This is a genomic window from Adlercreutzia muris, from assembly GCF_041223505.1.
GTDB classification, from domain to species: domain Bacteria; phylum Actinomycetota; class Coriobacteriia; order Coriobacteriales; family Eggerthellaceae; genus Adlercreutzia; species Adlercreutzia muris.
Map to the genome: position 1 here is coordinate 137,452 of NZ_JBCLQK010000006.1, position 17,101 is coordinate 154,552.

The 17,101-nt window shown below is 67.6% G+C and carries 14 protein-coding genes; 13 read left to right on the forward strand and 1 reads right to left on the reverse strand.

The annotated features are described in order from the left end of the window. Window positions 1–85 precede the first annotated feature (85 nt). From AAK988_RS07215 to AAK988_RS07265, 11 genes are all read left to right on the forward strand, one after another. Window positions 86–1,303, forward strand: a complete 1,218-nt coding sequence (locus AAK988_RS07215) for a prephenate dehydrogenase (protein WP_369872533.1) — start codon at window positions 86–88, stop codon at window positions 1,301–1,303. After that, on the forward strand, window positions 1,293–2,627 hold the full coding sequence (aroA, locus tag AAK988_RS07220; RefSeq protein ID WP_135970462.1) for a 3-phosphoshikimate 1-carboxyvinyltransferase: 1,335 nt from the start codon (window positions 1,293–1,295) through the stop codon (window positions 2,625–2,627). Before AAK988_RS07215 ends, aroA begins: the two co-directional genes overlap by 11 nt. Further along, complete coding sequence (gene cmk, locus AAK988_RS07225) at window positions 2,627–3,298, forward strand: (d)CMP kinase (RefSeq protein WP_135970463.1); 672 nt, start codon at window positions 2,627–2,629, stop codon at window positions 3,296–3,298. The genes aroA and cmk overlap by 1 nt, the downstream gene beginning before the upstream one ends. 187 nt (window positions 3,299–3,485) lie before the next feature. Continuing rightward, entirely contained in the window at window positions 3,486–4,397 is a 912-nt protein-coding gene (locus AAK988_RS07230) for a lysophospholipid acyltransferase family protein (protein WP_135970464.1), read from the forward strand. Window positions 4,398–4,399: 2 nt separating this feature from the next. Further along, a complete protein-coding gene (gene ispH / locus AAK988_RS07235; RefSeq protein ID WP_369872532.1) occupies window positions 4,400–5,272 on the forward strand; it encodes a 4-hydroxy-3-methylbut-2-enyl diphosphate reductase in 873 nt (290 codons plus the stop codon). Between the two features lie 7 nt (window positions 5,273–5,279). Beyond that, window positions 5,280–7,022, forward strand: coding sequence for a DUF512 domain-containing protein (locus tag AAK988_RS07240; RefSeq protein WP_369872531.1), 1,743 nt, complete (start codon window positions 5,280–5,282; stop codon window positions 7,020–7,022). A 56-nt stretch (window positions 7,023–7,078) separates the two neighbouring features. Then, the gene (der, locus tag AAK988_RS07245) at window positions 7,079–8,392 is read left to right on the forward strand and encodes a ribosome biogenesis GTPase Der (RefSeq protein ID WP_369872530.1); all 1,314 of its coding nucleotides are present in this window, start codon (window positions 7,079–7,081) and stop codon (window positions 8,390–8,392) included. Between the two features lie 3 nt (window positions 8,393–8,395). After that, window positions 8,396–9,112, forward strand: coding sequence for a glycerol-3-phosphate 1-O-acyltransferase PlsY (plsY, locus tag AAK988_RS07250; protein ID WP_289637340.1), 717 nt, complete (start codon window positions 8,396–8,398; stop codon window positions 9,110–9,112). Then, window positions 9,103–10,101 carry an NAD(P)H-dependent glycerol-3-phosphate dehydrogenase gene (locus AAK988_RS07255; RefSeq protein ID WP_369872528.1) on the forward strand — a complete coding sequence of 333 codons (999 nt, stop codon included), beginning with the start codon at window positions 9,103–9,105 and terminating at the stop codon, window positions 10,099–10,101. The genes plsY and AAK988_RS07255 overlap by 10 nt, the downstream gene beginning before the upstream one ends. Before the next feature lie 580 nt (window positions 10,102–10,681). Beyond that, window positions 10,682–13,270 carry an ATP-binding response regulator gene (locus tag AAK988_RS07260; RefSeq protein WP_369872527.1) on the forward strand — a complete coding sequence of 863 codons (2,589 nt, stop codon included), beginning with the start codon at window positions 10,682–10,684 and terminating at the stop codon, window positions 13,268–13,270. Next, window positions 13,267–14,592 carry an ABC transporter substrate-binding protein gene (locus tag AAK988_RS07265; RefSeq protein ID WP_369880564.1) on the forward strand — a complete coding sequence of 442 codons (1,326 nt, stop codon included), beginning with the start codon at window positions 13,267–13,269 and terminating at the stop codon, window positions 14,590–14,592. Before AAK988_RS07260 ends, AAK988_RS07265 begins: the two co-directional genes overlap by 4 nt. Window positions 14,593–14,596: 4 nt before the next feature. On the opposite strand, the gene AAK988_RS07270 is transcribed toward AAK988_RS07265, so the two are convergent. Beyond that, window positions 14,597–15,058 carry a methylated-DNA--[protein]-cysteine S-methyltransferase gene (locus tag AAK988_RS07270; protein ID WP_321194224.1) on the reverse strand — a complete coding sequence of 154 codons (462 nt, stop codon included), beginning with the start codon at window positions 15,056–15,058 and terminating at the stop codon, window positions 14,597–14,599. Window positions 15,059–15,175: 117 nt separating this feature from the next. Here AAK988_RS07270 and rpe point away from each other — a divergent pair, with 117 nt between their 5' ends. Beyond that, window positions 15,176–15,886, forward strand: a complete 711-nt coding sequence (rpe, locus tag AAK988_RS07275; protein WP_242369532.1) for a ribulose-phosphate 3-epimerase — start codon at window positions 15,176–15,178, stop codon at window positions 15,884–15,886. Window positions 15,887–15,890: 4 nt separating this feature from the next. Then, window positions 15,891–17,093, forward strand: coding sequence for a cysteine desulfurase family protein (locus AAK988_RS07280; protein WP_135971591.1), 1,203 nt, complete (start codon window positions 15,891–15,893; stop codon window positions 17,091–17,093). Window positions 17,094–17,101: the final 8 nt, after the last annotated feature.

The window sequence follows — 17,101 nt, forward strand, 5'->3', positions numbered from 1 at the left end:
ATTGGGCGAATCGCGGGGTGGGGGTGGCCTCGTTCGTATACAATGGGAGGCGACTGGTACCTGATCGAGTAGGACTCTCATTTTCATGACTGAATCTTCCGAATTGAACGACACCGCACCCGAGGCGGCGTGCGCGGGCGATGCCCCTGCGGCCGCCTCGGCTCCCTTCGCCTCCGTGGCCGTTATCGGCCTCGGGCTCATCGGGGCCTCGCTGGCGGCCACGTTGGCGGCCAAGATGCCGGAGGTGCGCGTCTTCGGCGTGGACACCGATGCGGCCACCTGCGCCACGGCAGTGGAGCGCGGCTGGTGCGCCGAGGCGGCCGGCCCTAATGACGCGGCCTTCCGCGCCTTCATCGAGGGCGACTGCGAGCTCGTGGTCATCGCCACGCCCGTGGCGGCGGTGGACGACTACCTCACCCGCCTGCGCGACTGGGGCTACACGGGGCTGGTGACCGACACCATCTCCACCAAGGGCCACATCCTGGCTGCGGCCGAAGCTCTGCTGCCGGCGCCTGAGCGTTACGTGCCCGGGCATCCCATGGCTGGCTCCGAGCAGAACGGCATCGCCGGGGCCCGGGCCGATCTGTTCGAGGGCGCGAACTGGATCCTCTGCCCCGACGAGCGCACGGCCCCCGAGGACTTCCAGCACCTTCACGAGTTCGTGTGCGGCCTTGAGGCCCGCGTGGTGTCGCTGCACCGCGAGGAGCACGATGCCGCCGTGGCCATCGTGAGCCACGTGCCCCACATGGTGGCCTCCTCGCTCATGCAGCTGGCGAGCGCGCACGCCGACGACACCGGCTCCATCATGCGCCTGGCGGCCGGCGGCTTCAAGGACACCACGCGCATCGCCGCCGGGTCCCCGAAGCTGTGGTGCGGCATCGCCTTCGACAACGCCGAGGCGCTGCGCGACGGCCTGGCCGAGATGGTCGCCATCATCGGCTCGTTCGCCGACGCCCTGGCCGCGGGCGACCGCGACACCTTCACGCGGCTGCTCGCCGAGGCCGCCGAGGCCCGCCGGGCACTGCCGGCCGCCTGGGTGCCCTCCACCGAGAAGCTTCTGGAGGTGCGCATCCCCATGGTGAACCGCACGGGCGTGGTGGCCGAGGTGTGCACCATTGCCTCGTCGGTGGGCTGCAATATACAATCCATTGACATCGACCACATCAGCGAGGGCAACGCCGTGCTCTCCCTCATCCTTACCGACGAGGGCGACGTGGGCGCGCTGTCGCTGCAGCTGATCAACGCCGGTTTCTCCGTATCGTTCAGTCCGATTATGCCGAAGGAGTACGCTCATGTCGACTGAGAACCTGCCTCCCTATACCACCATCGAGCCTCTGGGCGGCGCGCTCTCAGGCGCCTGCCGAGTGCCCGGCGACAAGTCCATCTCGCACCGCGCGGTGCTCTTCTCGGCCATGGCCGAGGGCACCTCGCATCTTGAGGGCGTGCTGGATTCCGAGGACGTGCGCGCCTCCATCCGCGCCGTGGAGGCCCTGGGCGCCACGGTGGATCTGCGCGCCCAGGCCGACGGGACGCTGGCCGGCACGGTGACCGGCTGGGGCGCGGAAGGACCGCAGCAGCCCGATGCCCCCATCGACTGCGGCAACTCCGGCACCACCGCGCGCCTGCTCATGGGCATCGTGGCGCCGTGGGACATCGCCGTTGCCATCACCGGTGACGCCAGCCTGCAGAAGCGCCCCATGCGCCGCATCGTGGCCCCGCTCGCGAAGATGGGCGCCACCTTCGAGCCGGAATCCCCCGAGCACCTGCCCATCACGGTGCACGGCACGCGCCGTCTGCGGGCCATCGAGTACGCGAGCCCCATGGCCTCGGCCCAGCTGAAGACCGCCGTGCTTCTGGCCGGCACCTTCGCCGAGGGTGCCACCACGGTGACCGAGCCCGCGCCCTCGCGCAACCACACCGAGCTCATGCTGCCCGAGTTCAACGTACCCACCACGGCCGGCACCCGCGTGGCCGGCGTGGAGGGCCCCGCCGAGATGCTCGCCTCCGACGTGGTGGTGCCCGGCGATCCCTCCTCGGCCGCCTTCATCGCCGCCGCGGCCCTGCTCACGCCCGGCAGCTCCGTCGCCGTCGAGAACGTGTCGCTGAACCCGGCCCGCATCGGGTTCGTCCGCACCTTGGAGCGCATGGGCGCCGACATCGAGGAGACCTACGGCGGCGCCGAGGGCAAGGAGCCCCGCGGCACCCTGCGCGTGCGATTTACCCCGACCCTGCGCGGCTGCGAGGTGCCCTCCCAGCATATCGCCTCGGTTATCGACGAGATTCCCGTGCTGGCCCTGGTGGCGGCTCACGCCCGGGGTATCACGGTGTTCCACGAGGTGGACGAGCTGCGCGTGAAGGAATCAGACCGTCTGGCCGCCATCATCGAGGGCCTGGCCCAGCTGGGCGTGGACGCCTGGGAGGAGGGGGACGACCTGCTGATCGAGGGCAACCCCGACCTCACCGTGCCCGAGGGCCTCGTGTTCAACTCCCACGGCGACCACCGCCTGGCCATGACCTGGGCGCTTGTGGGCGCCTGCGGGTCGGTGCCCGTGAATGTGACCGATTTCACCTGCGTGGCCGTAAGCTACCCCGATTTCCTCGCCGACCTGAAGGAGCTGGTGCGTTAATGATCGTCGCCATCGATGGGCCCTCCGGGGCCGGCAAGTCCACCGTGGCCAAGGCCGTGGCCAAAGAGCTCGGCTTCTCGTGTCTGGATACGGGCGCGATGTACCGCGCCATCGCCTGGCAGGCGCTGCAAAACGGCGTCTCCCTCGACGACGAGGCGGCCCTGGGCGAGATCGCCCGCACCTACGATATCGCCTTCGGCCACGTGGAGGGCGACCCGGTGCCCAAGCGCGTGTTCATCGGCGATGCGGAAGTGACCGACGCCATCCGCACGGCCGAGATCGACCGCGCTGTGAGCCCCACCTCGGCTGCGCCCTCGGTGCGCGCCGCCCTGCTCGACCAGCAGCGCCGCATCGGCAACGGCGGCGACTATGTGGTGGAGGGCCGCGACATCGGCACCGTGGTGTTCCCCGATGCAGCCGTGAAGGTGTTCCTCACCGCATCGGACGAGGAGCGGGCCCATCGCCGCGTGCGCCAGAACGTGGACCGCGGCATCGGTTCCATCGACTACGAGGAGGTGCTGGCCGACCTGCGCCGCCGTGATGCGGCCGACTCCTCCCGGGCCACCGCGCCTCTGCGCCCTGCTGAAGATGCCGTGCAGATCGACTCCACGAGCCACTACATCGAGGAAGTCATCGACCAGATCTGCACGCTGGCGCGGGAGAAGATGTAGGAGCGGCTCGACAAAGGAAGTGCGTAGAGGGATGCGGGGCTGTGCTCACCAAGCGAGTTCCGCAGCGACGAGAACAGGACTTAACGTCCTGTTCTCCAAAGCGAGGACTGTCTGAGCGACTGAGCATTGCCCCGCAAGCCCGACTTTGGGGGAGTCGCTCTTTTGGAAACCGACGGAATGGAACCCTATGAGTCTCTTTCTGAAATACTCCGAGATGTGGGACATGGACCTGGGCGGCCGCGACCGCTCCCATGAGATTCCCCACTGGTTCGGCAACCTGGCCTGGATCGTCATCGGTGGGCTGTGCAAGCTGCTGTTCCGCTACCGCGTGGACAATCGCCAAAGGCTGCGGGCGTTCCAAGGGGCCTCCGGAGCGCTGGTCGTCTGCAACCACACGTCGTTTTTCGATGTGGTGTTCATGTACCTGGCCGCGCGGCCGAAGCAGTGGGTGCGCCTCATGGGCCGCGATACGCTGTTCGGCAACGCCGGCGGCCTGCTCGGCCAGATTCTCTCGCGGGTGGGCGCCTTCCCCGTGAAGCGCGACACGGCCGACATGACTTCCATCAAGCGGGCCGTGCGCATGCTGAAGAACGACGAGCTCGTGGGCATTCTGCCCGAGGGCACCCGTCGCGGCAAGACCGATCGGGTGGCCTCCATCCACGCTGGGGTCTCGGTTATCGCCCGCATGGCGAAGGTGCCCATCCTGCCCATGACCGTGCGCGGCGTGGAGAAGATCAAGAACAAGGGCGAGCGCGTGCGCTTCCCGAAGGTGACCGTGGACTACGGCGATCCCATCCTGGTGTCGGACTTCGACTTCCTGCCCAAGGAGGAGCGCGTGGAGGCCTGCACCTGGTACGCCATGCGCGAGAGCTTCGCTCTGTTCTACCGCGTGCCTGCCGAAGACGTGGACATGGTGGCCCTGTTCCCCGAGACCCGCGACTACGCCCCGGTATTCGCCGAGCACCCCATCCCGCGCCACACAAGCGACGAGCTGGCCTGCGCCGCCCGCGCTGCCCGCGCCGAGAAAGAGGCCAAAGCCGCTGCCAAGGCCGCGGGGGCTGTCAAGGCTGAGGGTGCCGAGGAAGGCGAGGGGGAGTAGCCATGGAAGTGATTCGCGCGAAACGGGCTGGGGCCTGCTACGGCGTGCAACGGGCCCTGGACATGGCCGCCGAGGTGATCGAGGCGGGCGGGCGCGCCTACACCTTGGGGCCGCTCATCCACAACCCCCAGGTGGTGGACGAGTTGGCGGCCCGGGGCGCCGCGGCCGTGGCGTCGGTGGAGGACATCCCCGACGCAGCCAGAACCGATGCCGCGTCCGCTGACGAGACGCCCGCGGTGGTCATTCGCTCCCACGGGGTGACGCCCGAGGTGCTGGGGGCCGTGGTGGAACGCGGCTTTTCCGTGGTGGACGCCACCTGCCCCCATGTGTCCCGCGCCCAGGCCGCCGCGGCCGAGCTGGCCCGGGAGGGCTGCCGCGTGGTGGTGCTCGGCGAGGCAGGGCACCCCGAGGTGGAGGGGCTCACCGCCTGGGCCCGTCAGGCCGGCGGCAAGGTGGATGTGGTGGCCGGCCCCGGCGAGATTCCCGCGGGGCTCTACGATCCGGTGGGCGTGGTGGCCCAGACCACCCAGCGCAAGGAGAACCTGGAAGCGGTGGTGGCCGCCCTGTGCGAGCAGGGGCTCGACCCCATCGTGAAGAACACCATCTGCTCGGCCACGCGCCAGCGCCAGGAGGCCGCCGCCGATCTGGCCTCGGCGGTGGACGCCATGGTGGTCATCGGCGGCCGCAACTCGTCGAATACCACGCGCCTGGCCGAGGTCTGCGCCCTTACCTGTCCGCGCACCTTCCATATCGAGTCGGTCGACGAGCTGAACGCGACGGCCTTCGCCGGCTGCCGCCGCATCGGCGTCACGGCCGGCGCCTCCACGCCCGAGAACCAGATCGCCTCCGTGGAGGCCTTCTTGAAGACTCTGTAGGCAGCCAATGGCCACCTATCCCGGCAAGGACATCGAGCGGGCAGCGCAGGCTGCTTGCGGCTCTGCCTCCGACGCGGGCGCACCCGGTGCGAGCGTCCCCGACGCGGCCGCCCCCGACTGCGCTCCCGACCCAGGTGCCGGCGCCTTCGGTCCCAGCGCGCCCTGCGCCGGTTGCGGCGCTGCCGCCTTGACACCTGCCCAGGCGGCGGCCGCAGCCTGGGACGGTCCCGTGGCGCCCATCGCCGCCGTGGAGCCGGAGAGCCCCGCCGACGACGCGGGCTTTACGGCCGGCTGCTACCTCACGACCGTGGACGGCCAGCCTGTGCGCGACATCATCGATTGGCGGTGGCTCGCGGCCGAGGATGCCATAGCGGTCGGCTACATCGATCTCGATGGCGAAGCGGGCGAAGTGGAACTGGAGCGCGAGGCGGGGGAGCGCTGGGGCTTCGAGTTCGACGGCGTGCTCTTCGACAAGGTGAAGCTCTGCCGCAACGCCTGCGTGTTCTGCTTCATGCGCCAGCTGCCCGAGGGCGTGCGCCCCTCGCTCGTGCTGCGCGACGACGACTTCCGCCTGAGCTTTTTGTCGGGCACCTTCGTCACGCTCACGAACCTGAGGCCCGAAGACGAGGCCCGCATCATCGAGCAGCACATCAGCCCCTTGCGGGTGAGCCTGCACGCGAGCAACCCCGAGCTGCGCCGCTCCATGATCGGCCGGCACGCCCAGCACGGGCTTGACGCCCTCGATCGTCTGCTCGCCGCCGGCATTAAGGCTCACGCGCAGATCGTGCTCATGCCGGGGGTGAACGATGGCGATGCCCTGCGCGAGACCTTGGAATGGGCCTGGGCGCGGCCGAACATCCAGAACGTGGGCATCGTGCCTTTGGGCTTCACGAAGCACCAGACGGCCCTGCACGAGAGTTTCACGGGCCCCGAGGCGGCTCTGGGCGTCATCCGCACCATCGAGCCCTTCCAGGCCCGCGCCCGCACCGAGCGGGGCGGCCCGTGGGTGTTTGCCGCCGACGAGTTCTACGTGAACGCCTTCGGTGCGGAAACCCCCGCCCATATTCCTCCCGCCAGCGATTACGGCGACTACGAGATGTTCGAGGACGGCATCGGCATCGTCCGCTCCTACGTGGACGAGTTCGCCACCGCCTGCGAAAGCGACCTGGCGGCCCGCGCCGCCCGGGTCTTGGAGGACGCCGGCCTTACCGCCCGCTTCATCGTCGGCGAGGCCATGCAGCCCTTCCTCGACGCGATGATCGAGCGCAGCCCCCTCGCCGACCGTCTCGTTCCCCTCACCGTGGGAAACGACTATTTCGGCGGCAACGTGAACGTAACCGGCCTCCTCTGCGGCTGCGACATAGCTGCCGCAATCAAGGCCGAGATAGGGAAAGAGCCCGCCCCCAGCGAGGAAGAGGACAACTTGCCCGAGGTTGAGCAGGGGACAGGTTCGGGGTGCTCCGACCGAGCGAGTTCCGCAGCGACTGAAACAGCCCAGTGGGCTGTTTCACCAAGCGAGGACTGTCTGAGCGAATCGGGGTACCCCGAACCTGTCCCCGGACAAGTCCCCGCAGGCGAGCTGTTCCTCATTCCGAGCGTCATCTTGAACGACGACGGCGTCACGCTTGATGACATGACCGTGCAGGATATCGAAAACGCGGCGGGGGCGGCCGTTTGCGTGGTATCCTGTAATCCGCTCGACTACCTGCCCGAGATCATCGCCCTAGCCGAGCGCGAAAACGTTTCATAGCCCGCAAGGGCCCGCGAGCGCGGCTGCCCCGCCGCGCGTAATAGAAGAGGAACATCATGGCACTTCCCATCGTCGCCATCGTCGGCCGCCCCAACGTGGGCAAGTCGACGCTGGTCAACCGCATCGCCCAAACGAGCGAGGCCATCGTCCACGAGATGCGCGGCGTCACCCGCGACCGCAGCTACCACAAGGCCGACTGGAACGGCGTGGAGTTCATGCTCATCGACACCGGCGGCATCGAGATGGGCGGCGACGACGCCTTCCAAGGCTCCATCCGCGCCCAGGCTTTCGAGGCTACCCGCGAGGCCGATGTCATCATCTTCCTCGTAGACGGCAAGACCGGCATCAACGCCGACGACGAGGAAGTGGCCCGCATCCTGCAGCGCACCAACAAGCCCACCTTCCTTGCCGTGAACAAGATGGACAACCCGGCCCGCATGGACGAGGTGTGGGAGTTCTACGCGCTCGGCCTGGGCGACCCGTGGCCCGTGAGCGCCCAGCACGGCAACGGCACCGGCGACTTGCTCGACGAGGTGGTGGCCGAGCTGCGCAAATGCAACCTCACTCCCGAGGAAGAGGTGGAGGCCATCAATGTGGCCATCATCGGGCGCCCGAACGCGGGGAAGAGCTCGCTGACCAACAAGCTCACCAACAACGATCGCTCCATCGTGAGCGACGTGGCCGGCACCACCCGCGACGCCATCGACACCCTGGTGGAGCACGACGGCCAGATGTACCGTATCGTGGACACGGCCGGCCTGCGCCGCAAGAGCCAGATCGACGAGGACGTGGAGTACTACGGCTTCGTCCGCGCCATGCGCGCCATCGACCGGGCCGACGTGGCCCTGCTCGTCATCGACGGCACTCTGGGGCTTACCAATGAGGACCAGCGCGTGGCGGGCTATGCCGCCGAGCGCGGCTGCGCCATGGTGATCGTGCTGAACAAGTGGGATATCGTAGAGGGCCCCGAGGCCAAGGAGAAGATTCGCGAGCGCATCGAGGACCGCATGACCTTTGTCGGCTACGCGCCCGTGGTGGCCATCTCGGCGCTCACGGGCAAGCGCGTCGACCGTATCTGGGACGCCATCGACACCGTGTACGCGAACTTCAGCCGCACCATTCCCACCAACCAGCTGAACAGCTGGCTCGCCGGCATCCGCGAGACGGGCCACACCGTGTCGAAGGGCAAGGCCGTGCTGCGCATGAAGTACCTCACCCAGACCGGTGCCTGCCCGCCGTATTTCACCTTCTTCGTGAACCGCCCCGACGTGGTGGACGATAACTACGAGCGCTACCTGGAGAACCGCATGCGCGAGGCCTTCGACCTCACCGGCACCCCCATCCGCTTCAAGTTCAAGAAGAAGGACTAGGCCGTGGACACTGTCATCACCTACTTGACCCTGTCGTTCATCGTCTCGTTCCTGCTGGGGTCTATCCCCTGGGGCGTCATCGTCTCGAAGCTGGCCTTCCACAAGGACATCCGGGAAGAGGGAAGCGGCAACATCGGCACCACCAACGCCTTCCGCGCCATGGGGAAAGCGGGCGGTGCGGTCGTGTTCCTGCTGGACTTCGGCAAGGGCGTGCTGTCGGGTTGGCTCGCGGCTTGGGTGTTCGCCCCGGCTATTGCCGGCGTGGCGGTCGATGGCACCGCGGCTGAGGGTCAGGCCCTGCTTGCCGCCTTCGGCCCAACGGGCGTGAACCCCGTCTCGCTGTGCCTGGCCCTGGCCTTCGCCGGCTGCACGCTCGGGCACATCTTCAGCCCGTGGCTCAAGTTCAAGGGCGGCAAGGGCATTGCCGTGGCCGCCGCCTGCCTGCTGTTCGTCTACGGCCCCGCGGGCTTCTTCATCGAGATCGCGGTGTTCGCCCTCGGCATTCTCATCACCCGCTGCGTGTCGGTGGGCTCCATCGCCGCGGCGGTGATGTGCCCGCTTTTGGGCCTCTACTTCTACTGGGGCCATTGGGTGTCGTGGGTCATCATCGCCGCTACGGCGCTCGTGGTCATCTGGGCCCATCGCACCAATATCCAGCGCTTGCGCGCCGGTACCGAGAACAAGATCGGCAGCAAGAAGAAGGAGCGTCCATGCGCGTAGCCGTTATCGGAGCTGGTAGTTGGGGAACGGCGCTGGCGCTCGTTTTGGCCGAGGCCGGGCACGAGGTGATGCTCTGGGCCCGCACGGCCGAGGTGGCCCGGGCCATCAACGCCGAGCATCGCAACCCGCGCTATCTGTCCGACTACCGCCTGCCCTCGGCCATCTGCGCTACAGCCGACTACGCCGAGGCCGCAGACGGTGCCGAGGCCGTGGTCATCGTGACCCCGTCGGCGGCCCTGCGCTCCGTGGCCCGCGATCTGGCTGCGCTGATCGCGCCCTATACGCCCGTGGTCATCTGCTCGAAGGGCGTGGAGGAGCAGACGGGCTTGTTGCCCATCGACACCTTCGCCGCCGAGTTGGGAAACGCTGACCGGCTGGCGGTGCTGTCGGGCCCCACCCATGCCGAGGAGGTCATTTGCCGCAAGCCCTCGGCCGCTGTCGTGGCTTCGTCTTCGGAGACCACGGCGCTGTTCTTCCGCGACTTGTTCGCCACCCGTTTCTTCCGCACCTACACCTCCGACGATCCCGTGGGCGTGGAGCTGTGCGCCGCCTTCAAGAACGTCATCGCCATTGCCGTGGGCATCAGCTACGGCATGGGTTTTGGCGACAACACGGCGGCCCTGCTCATCACCCGCGGCCTGGCCGAGATGAGCCGCATGGTGGTGGCCGCCGGCGGCGAGGCCCTCACCTGCATGGGTTTGGGGGGTGCCGGCGACATGGTGGTCACCTGCATGTCCCAGCACTCGCGCAACCGCCGCTTCGGCGAGCAGTACGTGGCCCGGGGCCTTACCCTGGACGACTTCACGGCCCAGACCCACATGGTGGTGGAAGGGGCCATCGCCTGCAAGACCCTGCGCACCTTAGAGGAGCGCTACGGGGTGGAGCTGCCCCTGACCGATACGGTGCGCAGCGTGGTGTGGGAGGGCGTGAATCCCCGCGAGGCCGCCGCCGTCCTCATCGACCGGCCCCTCAAGTCTGAGTTCTACTAGGTCGTTCGGGCCGTCCGACTCTGGGTTCGGGGTAGGGGCGCCGTGCTCGGGCAGTCCTCGCTTGGGAGAACAGGACATTTAGTCCTGTTCTCGTCGCTGCGGAATCTGCGCGCGGACCCCCACCCCGAACCCAGAGCCTGCTTTGCCAACGCCGAATTGTTCACCTGCATTATCAGGTTTCACCTGGTAAACGATGCGCATACGGAGGCGCAACCGACGGGACTTCTCGCTGTCGTGAGAGCGAGAAGGCCTTATTGTTGTCATCAGCCGAGTGGGGAAGGCGCGAAAGCGAGCCCGATCCGCGCGGACCTTGACAACATTTCCAGAGCTTCCGTCGCACCGTCTCCTGCGTGAACCCTCCTCTCTCCTCTCTCTCAAAACCCTCGCGGCGGAAACCAAGTCCATGCGCACGTTTCCCCTTCTCCTCCGTGCGTACTGAGATGCGGCCCTTCGGTTCCCCTGCCGGAGGGCCGCTTTTTTGTGGGAAAAATTGCCTGTCACCAGGGGAGCGGCGGTTTTGCCCTTGCAGTTTTCCCTCTGATACCGTACCGTTATCAAATGGTCGAATAAGGAGGAGACTGTGGCGGAACGCGAAGCGAAGAGCGGCGGGAAGAGGGCCTATGGCCGCTGGGTCATCGTCGTCCTCGTGATCTTCGCGGTCATGGGCGCCTCCATCTACGGGGTCGCGCGGCAAACTTATGACGATATGTCCGATGCCGCCATCCAGAACCTCAACGAGAATCTGAACCTCATCGAGAACACCGTCGAGGCCATCATGCGCAGCGAGGCGGAGTTCCAAGAGCTCATCGCCGAGGAGATTGCCGCGGCACCCGATCCAGAGGCCTATATCCTCAACTTGCGCAATAACGACACCACGGCCAAGCTGTCGGTGGTGCTGGAAGGACAAAGCGAGGGCATCTCCAACGACGGGGCGCCCTTCAGCCCCGCCGATCTGGACTTCACCGCCGGGGGCACGGTCATGGGGCTGCCCATTTCGCAGTCCTACGTGAACTACATGGGCACCTGGGCCTACACCATCGCGTGTCCTATCGAGCGCGACGGCAGCGCTATCGGTACGTTGTACGCCGAGTACGTCTACGACGCCATCGACCAGTCCATGCCCGAGGGGTTCTACGACAAGCAGGCCGTGCTGTACCTGATGGATGCCGCGAGCGAGCGCTTCGTGCTGAAGCCCGAGGGCATGGGCGAGCGCGATGCGGGCCATCTGAACCTGGAGGACTTCTATCGCGCCAACAACGTGGTGGACGATGAGACGCTGGCCATGGTGGGCCGGGGCATCGCCGATAAGGCCTCGGTAATGTTCGCCCACCAGGTGAAGGGGCGCGAATCGCTGTGCTACCTGTGGTCCATCAACGGGGGCACCACCTATCTGGTGGGATACGTGCCCATGACCGCCATCCAGCAGGAGGCCCAGGCGGTCAATGTTGCCATCGCGCTGGTCATCGCCATCGCGGCGGCGGCCTTCATCCTGTGCGTGGCCATCTACGCCTACAACCGCCGCAAGCAGCTGCAGATCCAGCGCGCGCGGGAGGCCGAGCGCGCCCAGCACAACGAGCAGCTGGCCCAGGCGCTGCGGGCGGCCGAGGTGGCCAACGAGTCGAAGTCGGCCTTCCTGGCCAACATGTCCCACGACATCCGCACGCCCATGAACGCCGTGCTCGGCTTCACGGCCATCATCGCGAAAGAGGCCGACGATCCGGCCAAGGTGCGCGACTGCGCCGGCAAGATCATGGCCTCGGGACGCCACCTGCTCGATCTTATCAACGACGTGCTGGATATCTCGAAGATCGAGAGCGGTAAGGCCACCATGACGCTGGAGGAGTTCGACCTGGGCGATTCGCTCGTGGCCGTCGAGTCCATCATCGCCCCCATGGCTCGCCAGAAGCACCAGGTCTTCCGCACCGAGATCAGGGGCGTGAACCACGAGCACGTGATCGGGGACGAGACCCATCTGAATCAGATACTCATCAACCTCTTGTCCAACGCCGTGAAGTACACGCCGGAGGGCGGCCATATCTGGCTGCGCTTCATTGGCTTGCCGCAGCATTCGAGCCAGTTCGAGCGCATTCGCATCGAGGTGGAGGACGACGGCTACGGCATGACTCCCGAGTTTCTGGCCACCATCTTCGATTCCTTTACCCGTGCCGAGAACAGCACCACCAACAAGGTGCAGGGAACGGGTCTGGGCATGTCCATCACCAAGAGCCTCGTGGAGCTCATGGGCGGCACCATCGAGGCCGAGAGCACGGAGGGGGTCGGCTCGCTGTTCCGGGTCGATCTTGAGCTGCGCATTCCCGATGAGCAGGCCCAGGGCTTCTTCTGGCGGCAGCAAGACATTCAGTCCATGCTCGTAGTGGATCCCACGGCGGCCGGCCGCGAGATCGCCCAGGCCCAGATGGAGGGCACGGGCGTGCGCGTGGATGTTACGGCAGGGGTGCGGGAAGCCTTCGCTCTCGCCGAGACCGCGGCGGGGACGGGCGGCTACCAGGTGCTGCTGCTCTGCTGCGATCGACTGGACGAGGGCGCTGCGGCCACGGCCGAGACCCTGCGGGCGGCGGCAGCCCCCGGCGCGGAGGTGCCGCTTCCGGTGGTATTCGTGGTGGACCACCACTTCGATATCGAGGAGGACGTGGTGCTGCCGGCGCGTACCGGCGTGCTGGCGCGGCCCTTCTTCCTGTCCACCTTGAAGCGCAAGATCGAGGACATCGCCGGGGTCGGGGAGGCGGCCGAGGCCGCGGCCTACGATGCGGTGCTGCAGGGCAAGCGCTTCCTGGCCGCCGAGGATAACTTCCTGAACGCCGGCATCCTAACTGAGCTGCTGGAGCTGGAAGGCGCCACGGTGGAGATCGTGGAGAACGGACAGCTCGCCGTAGAGCGCTTCGAGGCCTGCGAGCCCGGGGAGTTCGACGCCATCCTCATGGATGTGCAGATGCCGGTGATGAACGGCCATGCCGCGACCCGCGCCATCCGCGCCCTTGAGCGCCCCGATGCCCGTACCATCCCCATCATCGCCATGACCGCCGATGCCTTTGTGGAAGACGAGAAGGCGGCCCTTGCCGCCGGCATGAACGCCCATGTGGCGAAACCCCTGGAGATCGCCGACCTGAAGCGGGCCGTCGATCGCCTTGTCGAGAAAGGACGCCCATGAGCGCGCGTTTCCCTGTTCGCCTCCGTCGCACGGCTGCTCTGGCCGCCGTGGCCCTGCTGTGCGCGGCCCTGACGGCCTGCGCCTCCGGCGAGGGGGCTCGGAACTTGGCCGTGCAGGACAGCGACGCGGCCGCGGCCGTGGTCAATTTCTTCAGCCCCATGGAGAAGGCCAGCCCCGATGCCGACAACACGGCCCGCACTGCCAGTGATCTGACCATGGCCATGGCCGAGGAGCAGCTGGGCTTGACCATGGCCTACCGCACCTACACGGCCGAGGACTACCAGGATAAGACCTACGACGAGGTCTGCTTGGAGCGGGTGCGCAGCGCCAAGGACGATCTGTACCTGCTGAATGCCGACGTCATCGTGGCCTTGGGGGCAGAGGGCAAGCTGGCCGATCTGTCGGGGCTCGCCTGCGCCCAGAACCTGCGCGAGGAGGTGCGCGTCGCCAACACCGTGGACGGCAAGTTGGTGGCCATTCCTCAGGAGGTGGTGGCCTACGGCCTGTTCGTGAACAAGGACATCTTCAAGGAGTGCGGCCTCGCCGTGCCGAGCACCCCCGAGGAATTCCTTGAGGCATGCCGCGTGCTGAAGGAGAAGGGCTACGACACGCCGGTGGGCGCCAACCGCTGGTGGCTGGAGACCTTCGTGTTCGCCCAGGCCTACGCCGATTTGTACAACGGGGGCGACATCGAGGCCGAGGTGGCGGCCCTGAACGCCGGCGAGGCGCGCTACAGCGACTACATGCGCCCGGGCTTCGAGTTCTTGAAGGCGTTGATAGATCGCGGCTATATCGATGCGGAGAACGCGCTTAAGAGCGAGGCCTTCGAGGGGGTCGGCGAGGGCGACGACTTCATGGCGGGGGAGTGCCCCATGGTCGTGGCCTACTGGGGCGCGGCGAACACCGACACCGCCTACGGCAATCCCTCCTTCACCATGGAGGTGGTCGGCTTTCCGAGCGAGCGCGGGCCGATGCCCGTGCTGTCCATGACCGGTTACGGGGTGAGCGCGGAGGCCGAGCATCGCGATGATGCGCTGGCGGTGATGGATGTGATCTTGTCCGATGAGGCGCTGCAGCTGTACGCCGAGACCAACCGCGTCATCTCGCCGTCGAAGAACGTGGCCGTAGATTGCGTGGAGCCGCTGCGGCCCCTGAACGATCTGGTGCAGGCCGACACCTACGTGCTGGCCTCCAACGCCGGCATGGACGTAGAGCAGTGGGGCAACGTGTGCCTTATCGTGCGCGACCTTCTGGCCGGTGCCTCGGTGGACGAGTGCATGGCGAAGCTGGACGCGCTGCAGGACGAGGCGATGGGGAAGTAGGGCGCTACCGTGAATTTTGCTGTTCCAGGTTCAGCAGGGCGCTCTCCACGGGGCCGGTGGGCTTGCCCGTGGCGCTGACGACGCGATGGGCGGGAATGAGGATGGCCAGCGGGCTCTTCCTCACGGCGGCGCCCACGGCGCGGTAGGCCTCTGCCGCGTCGATGGTCGCGGCGATCTCGCGGGCGGTGCGCGTCTGGCCGTAGGGGATGTTCGCCACCGCTTGCCATACCCGGAGCTGGAAATCGGTTCCCTCGGGCGCGCAGGCTGCGGTGAAGGCGGTGCGCTTGCCGGCGAGGTACTCCATGACCTGGTTGGCCGCCTCGGTGGTGATCGCGGTGGCACGGCCCGTGCCGGGCAGTGCCACCTCGCCGAGAACGACAGCGGTGACGGCCTGCCCATCGGCGCCGATGGTCACCGGGCCGAAGGCGGTAGGGTAGGTGAAGAAGGTGCGCTCATCGCAGGCCAAGGGTGCTCCTCGCTCTTGGGGTGCAGGTTTGCCGCTGGAGGTCATTATACGCTGCCGCGCGGGGCCCCGTGCGCTAAAATAGCGTCACTGGAACTTCGCGAGATGAGGATGCGCATCATGTACCAACCGGTGAAAATCGCCCCGTCCATCTTGTCGGCCGACTTCATGCACTTGGCCGACGACATCGCCATGATCGAGCAGGCCGGCGCGGCCTTCGTCCATATCGACGTCATGGACGGCCACTTCGTTCCCAACCTGACCATGGGGGTGCCGCTGCTGAAGCAGCTCAAGGCCGCCACCTCGCTCGTCTGCGACGTGCACCTCATGATCGACAACCCCCTGACCGAGATCCCCTGGTTCATCGAGGCCGGGGCCGATCTGGTGAACGTGCACGCCGAAGTGCTCACCGAAGAGGAGCTCGTGCGTGCCGTGGCCATGATCCACGAGGCCGGATGCAAGGCCGCCGTGGCCCTTAAGCCCAAGACCCCGGTGTCTGCCTTGGCGCCGGTCATCGCCGACTTGGATATGGCGCTCGTCATGTCCGTGGAGCCGGGCTTCTCGGGCCAGAGCTATATCGCCGGCAGCGACCGGAGGGTGGCCGAGGCGGCCGCGCTCGCGCGGGCGGCGGGCAACGAGGCCATGCTCATCCAGGTGGACGGCGGCATCGGCGAGGTTACCGCCCCACTTGTGGCCGCGGCCGGCGCCGACGTGCTCGTGTGCGGCAACGCCGTGTTCAAGGCCGCCGACCCGGCCGCCGCCCTGCAAACGGTGCAGGCGGCGGCCGATGTTGCGCGCCTGACCGCCCTGGCCGGCGGCGCGGAGGCGTAGGGCCATGGACAACGCCACCGAGTTCCCCGTCTACCTCGACTACGCCGCCACGGCTCCTCTCGGCGAGGAGGCGGCCCGGGCCATGGAGCCCTTCTGGATGCCGGGGCCGGCAAACCTGCCAGCCGGGGCCAATGCCAACGCCCTCTACGGCGCGGGCCGGGCGGCCTTCGATGCCATGGAAGGGGCCCGGCGCCGTCTGGCCCGCGCCCTCGGCGCCCGCCGCCCCGATGAGATCGTCTTCACCTCCGGGGCCACCGAGGCCGACGACGCGGCCATCGCGGGGCTCGTGGCCGCCGCCCGCGACCAGCGGTGCCTGGCCGGCCAGGGCGGTCGTCCGGTTCATGTGATAACCTCGGCCATCGAGCACGACGCAGTGCTCGCCCCCTGCCGCCGTCTAGAGTCCGAGGGCGTGCGCGTCACCTACCTGCGCCCCAACCGCCAGGGCTTCATCGAAGCCCGCGTCCTGGAAGAGGCCCTCACTCCCGACACGGTGCTCGTGTCGGTGCAGGCGGCCAACTCGGAGGTGGGCTCCATCCAACCCATCGCCGAGCTGGCAGCCCTGGCCCACGGGGCCGGCGCCCTCTTCCACACCGACGCCGTGCAGGCCCTGGGGAAGATGCCGCTCGACCTGGAGGCCCTGGCCGTGGACGCCGCCTCATTCTCGGCCCACAAGATCGGCGGCCCGAAGGGGGTGGGCGCCCTGTACTTGAAGGCCCGCACCCCCTTTGCCCCGTTCCTCCTCGGCGGCGGTCAGGAGGGCGGCCGGCGCAGCGGCACTCAGAATGTGGCCGGCATCGTCGGCTTCGCGGCGGCCTGCGAGGCGGCCGCGGCCCGCGAGGAGGACGAATCGGCGCGCCTGCGGGCTCTGCGCGACAAGCTGTACGGGGCCCTCGGGGGCTTGGGCGGCTTCCAGGCCACGGTGGAGGTGGACCCGGGCAGCCGCGACTTCCTCCCCAACATCGTGCACGTGCTGGCCGACGAGTGGGAGAGCGAGACCATGGTGCTGCGCTTCGATCAGCTCGGCTTCTGCGTGGCCGGCGGCAGCGCCTGCTCGTCCCATTCCCTGGAGCCGAGCCACGTGCTCAAGGCCATGGGCATCGGCGGGGACGAGGTCTACAACGCCCTGCGCATCTCCATGGGCCGCTACACCACCGAGGCGGACATCGACGCCTTTGCGAAGGCTGCCCAAAAAGTTCTGAACTGGTAAGGAGCCCT

Coding starts and splice junctions, on each gene's coding strand:
- AAK988_RS07215 (WP_369872533.1), top strand. CDS start 86: ATGACTGAATCTTCCGAATTGAACGACACCGCACCCGAGGCGGCGTGC.
- aroA (WP_135970462.1), top strand. CDS start 1,293: ATGTCGACTGAGAACCTGCCTCCCTATACCACCATCGAGCCTCTGGGC.
- cmk (WP_135970463.1), top strand. CDS start 2,627: ATGATCGTCGCCATCGATGGGCCCTCCGGGGCCGGCAAGTCCACCGTG.
- AAK988_RS07230 (WP_135970464.1), top strand. CDS start 3,486: ATGAGTCTCTTTCTGAAATACTCCGAGATGTGGGACATGGACCTGGGC.
- ispH (WP_369872532.1), top strand. CDS start 4,400: ATGGAAGTGATTCGCGCGAAACGGGCTGGGGCCTGCTACGGCGTGCAA.
- AAK988_RS07240 (WP_369872531.1), top strand. CDS start 5,280: ATGGCCACCTATCCCGGCAAGGACATCGAGCGGGCAGCGCAGGCTGCT.
- der (WP_369872530.1), top strand. CDS start 7,079: ATGGCACTTCCCATCGTCGCCATCGTCGGCCGCCCCAACGTGGGCAAG.
- AAK988_RS07255 (WP_369872528.1), top strand. CDS start 9,103: ATGCGCGTAGCCGTTATCGGAGCTGGTAGTTGGGGAACGGCGCTGGCG.
- AAK988_RS07265 (WP_369880564.1), top strand. CDS start 13,267: ATGAGCGCGCGTTTCCCTGTTCGCCTCCGTCGCACGGCTGCTCTGGCC.
- rpe (WP_242369532.1), top strand. CDS start 15,176: ATGTACCAACCGGTGAAAATCGCCCCGTCCATCTTGTCGGCCGACTTC.
- AAK988_RS07280 (WP_135971591.1), top strand. CDS start 15,891: ATGGACAACGCCACCGAGTTCCCCGTCTACCTCGACTACGCCGCCACG.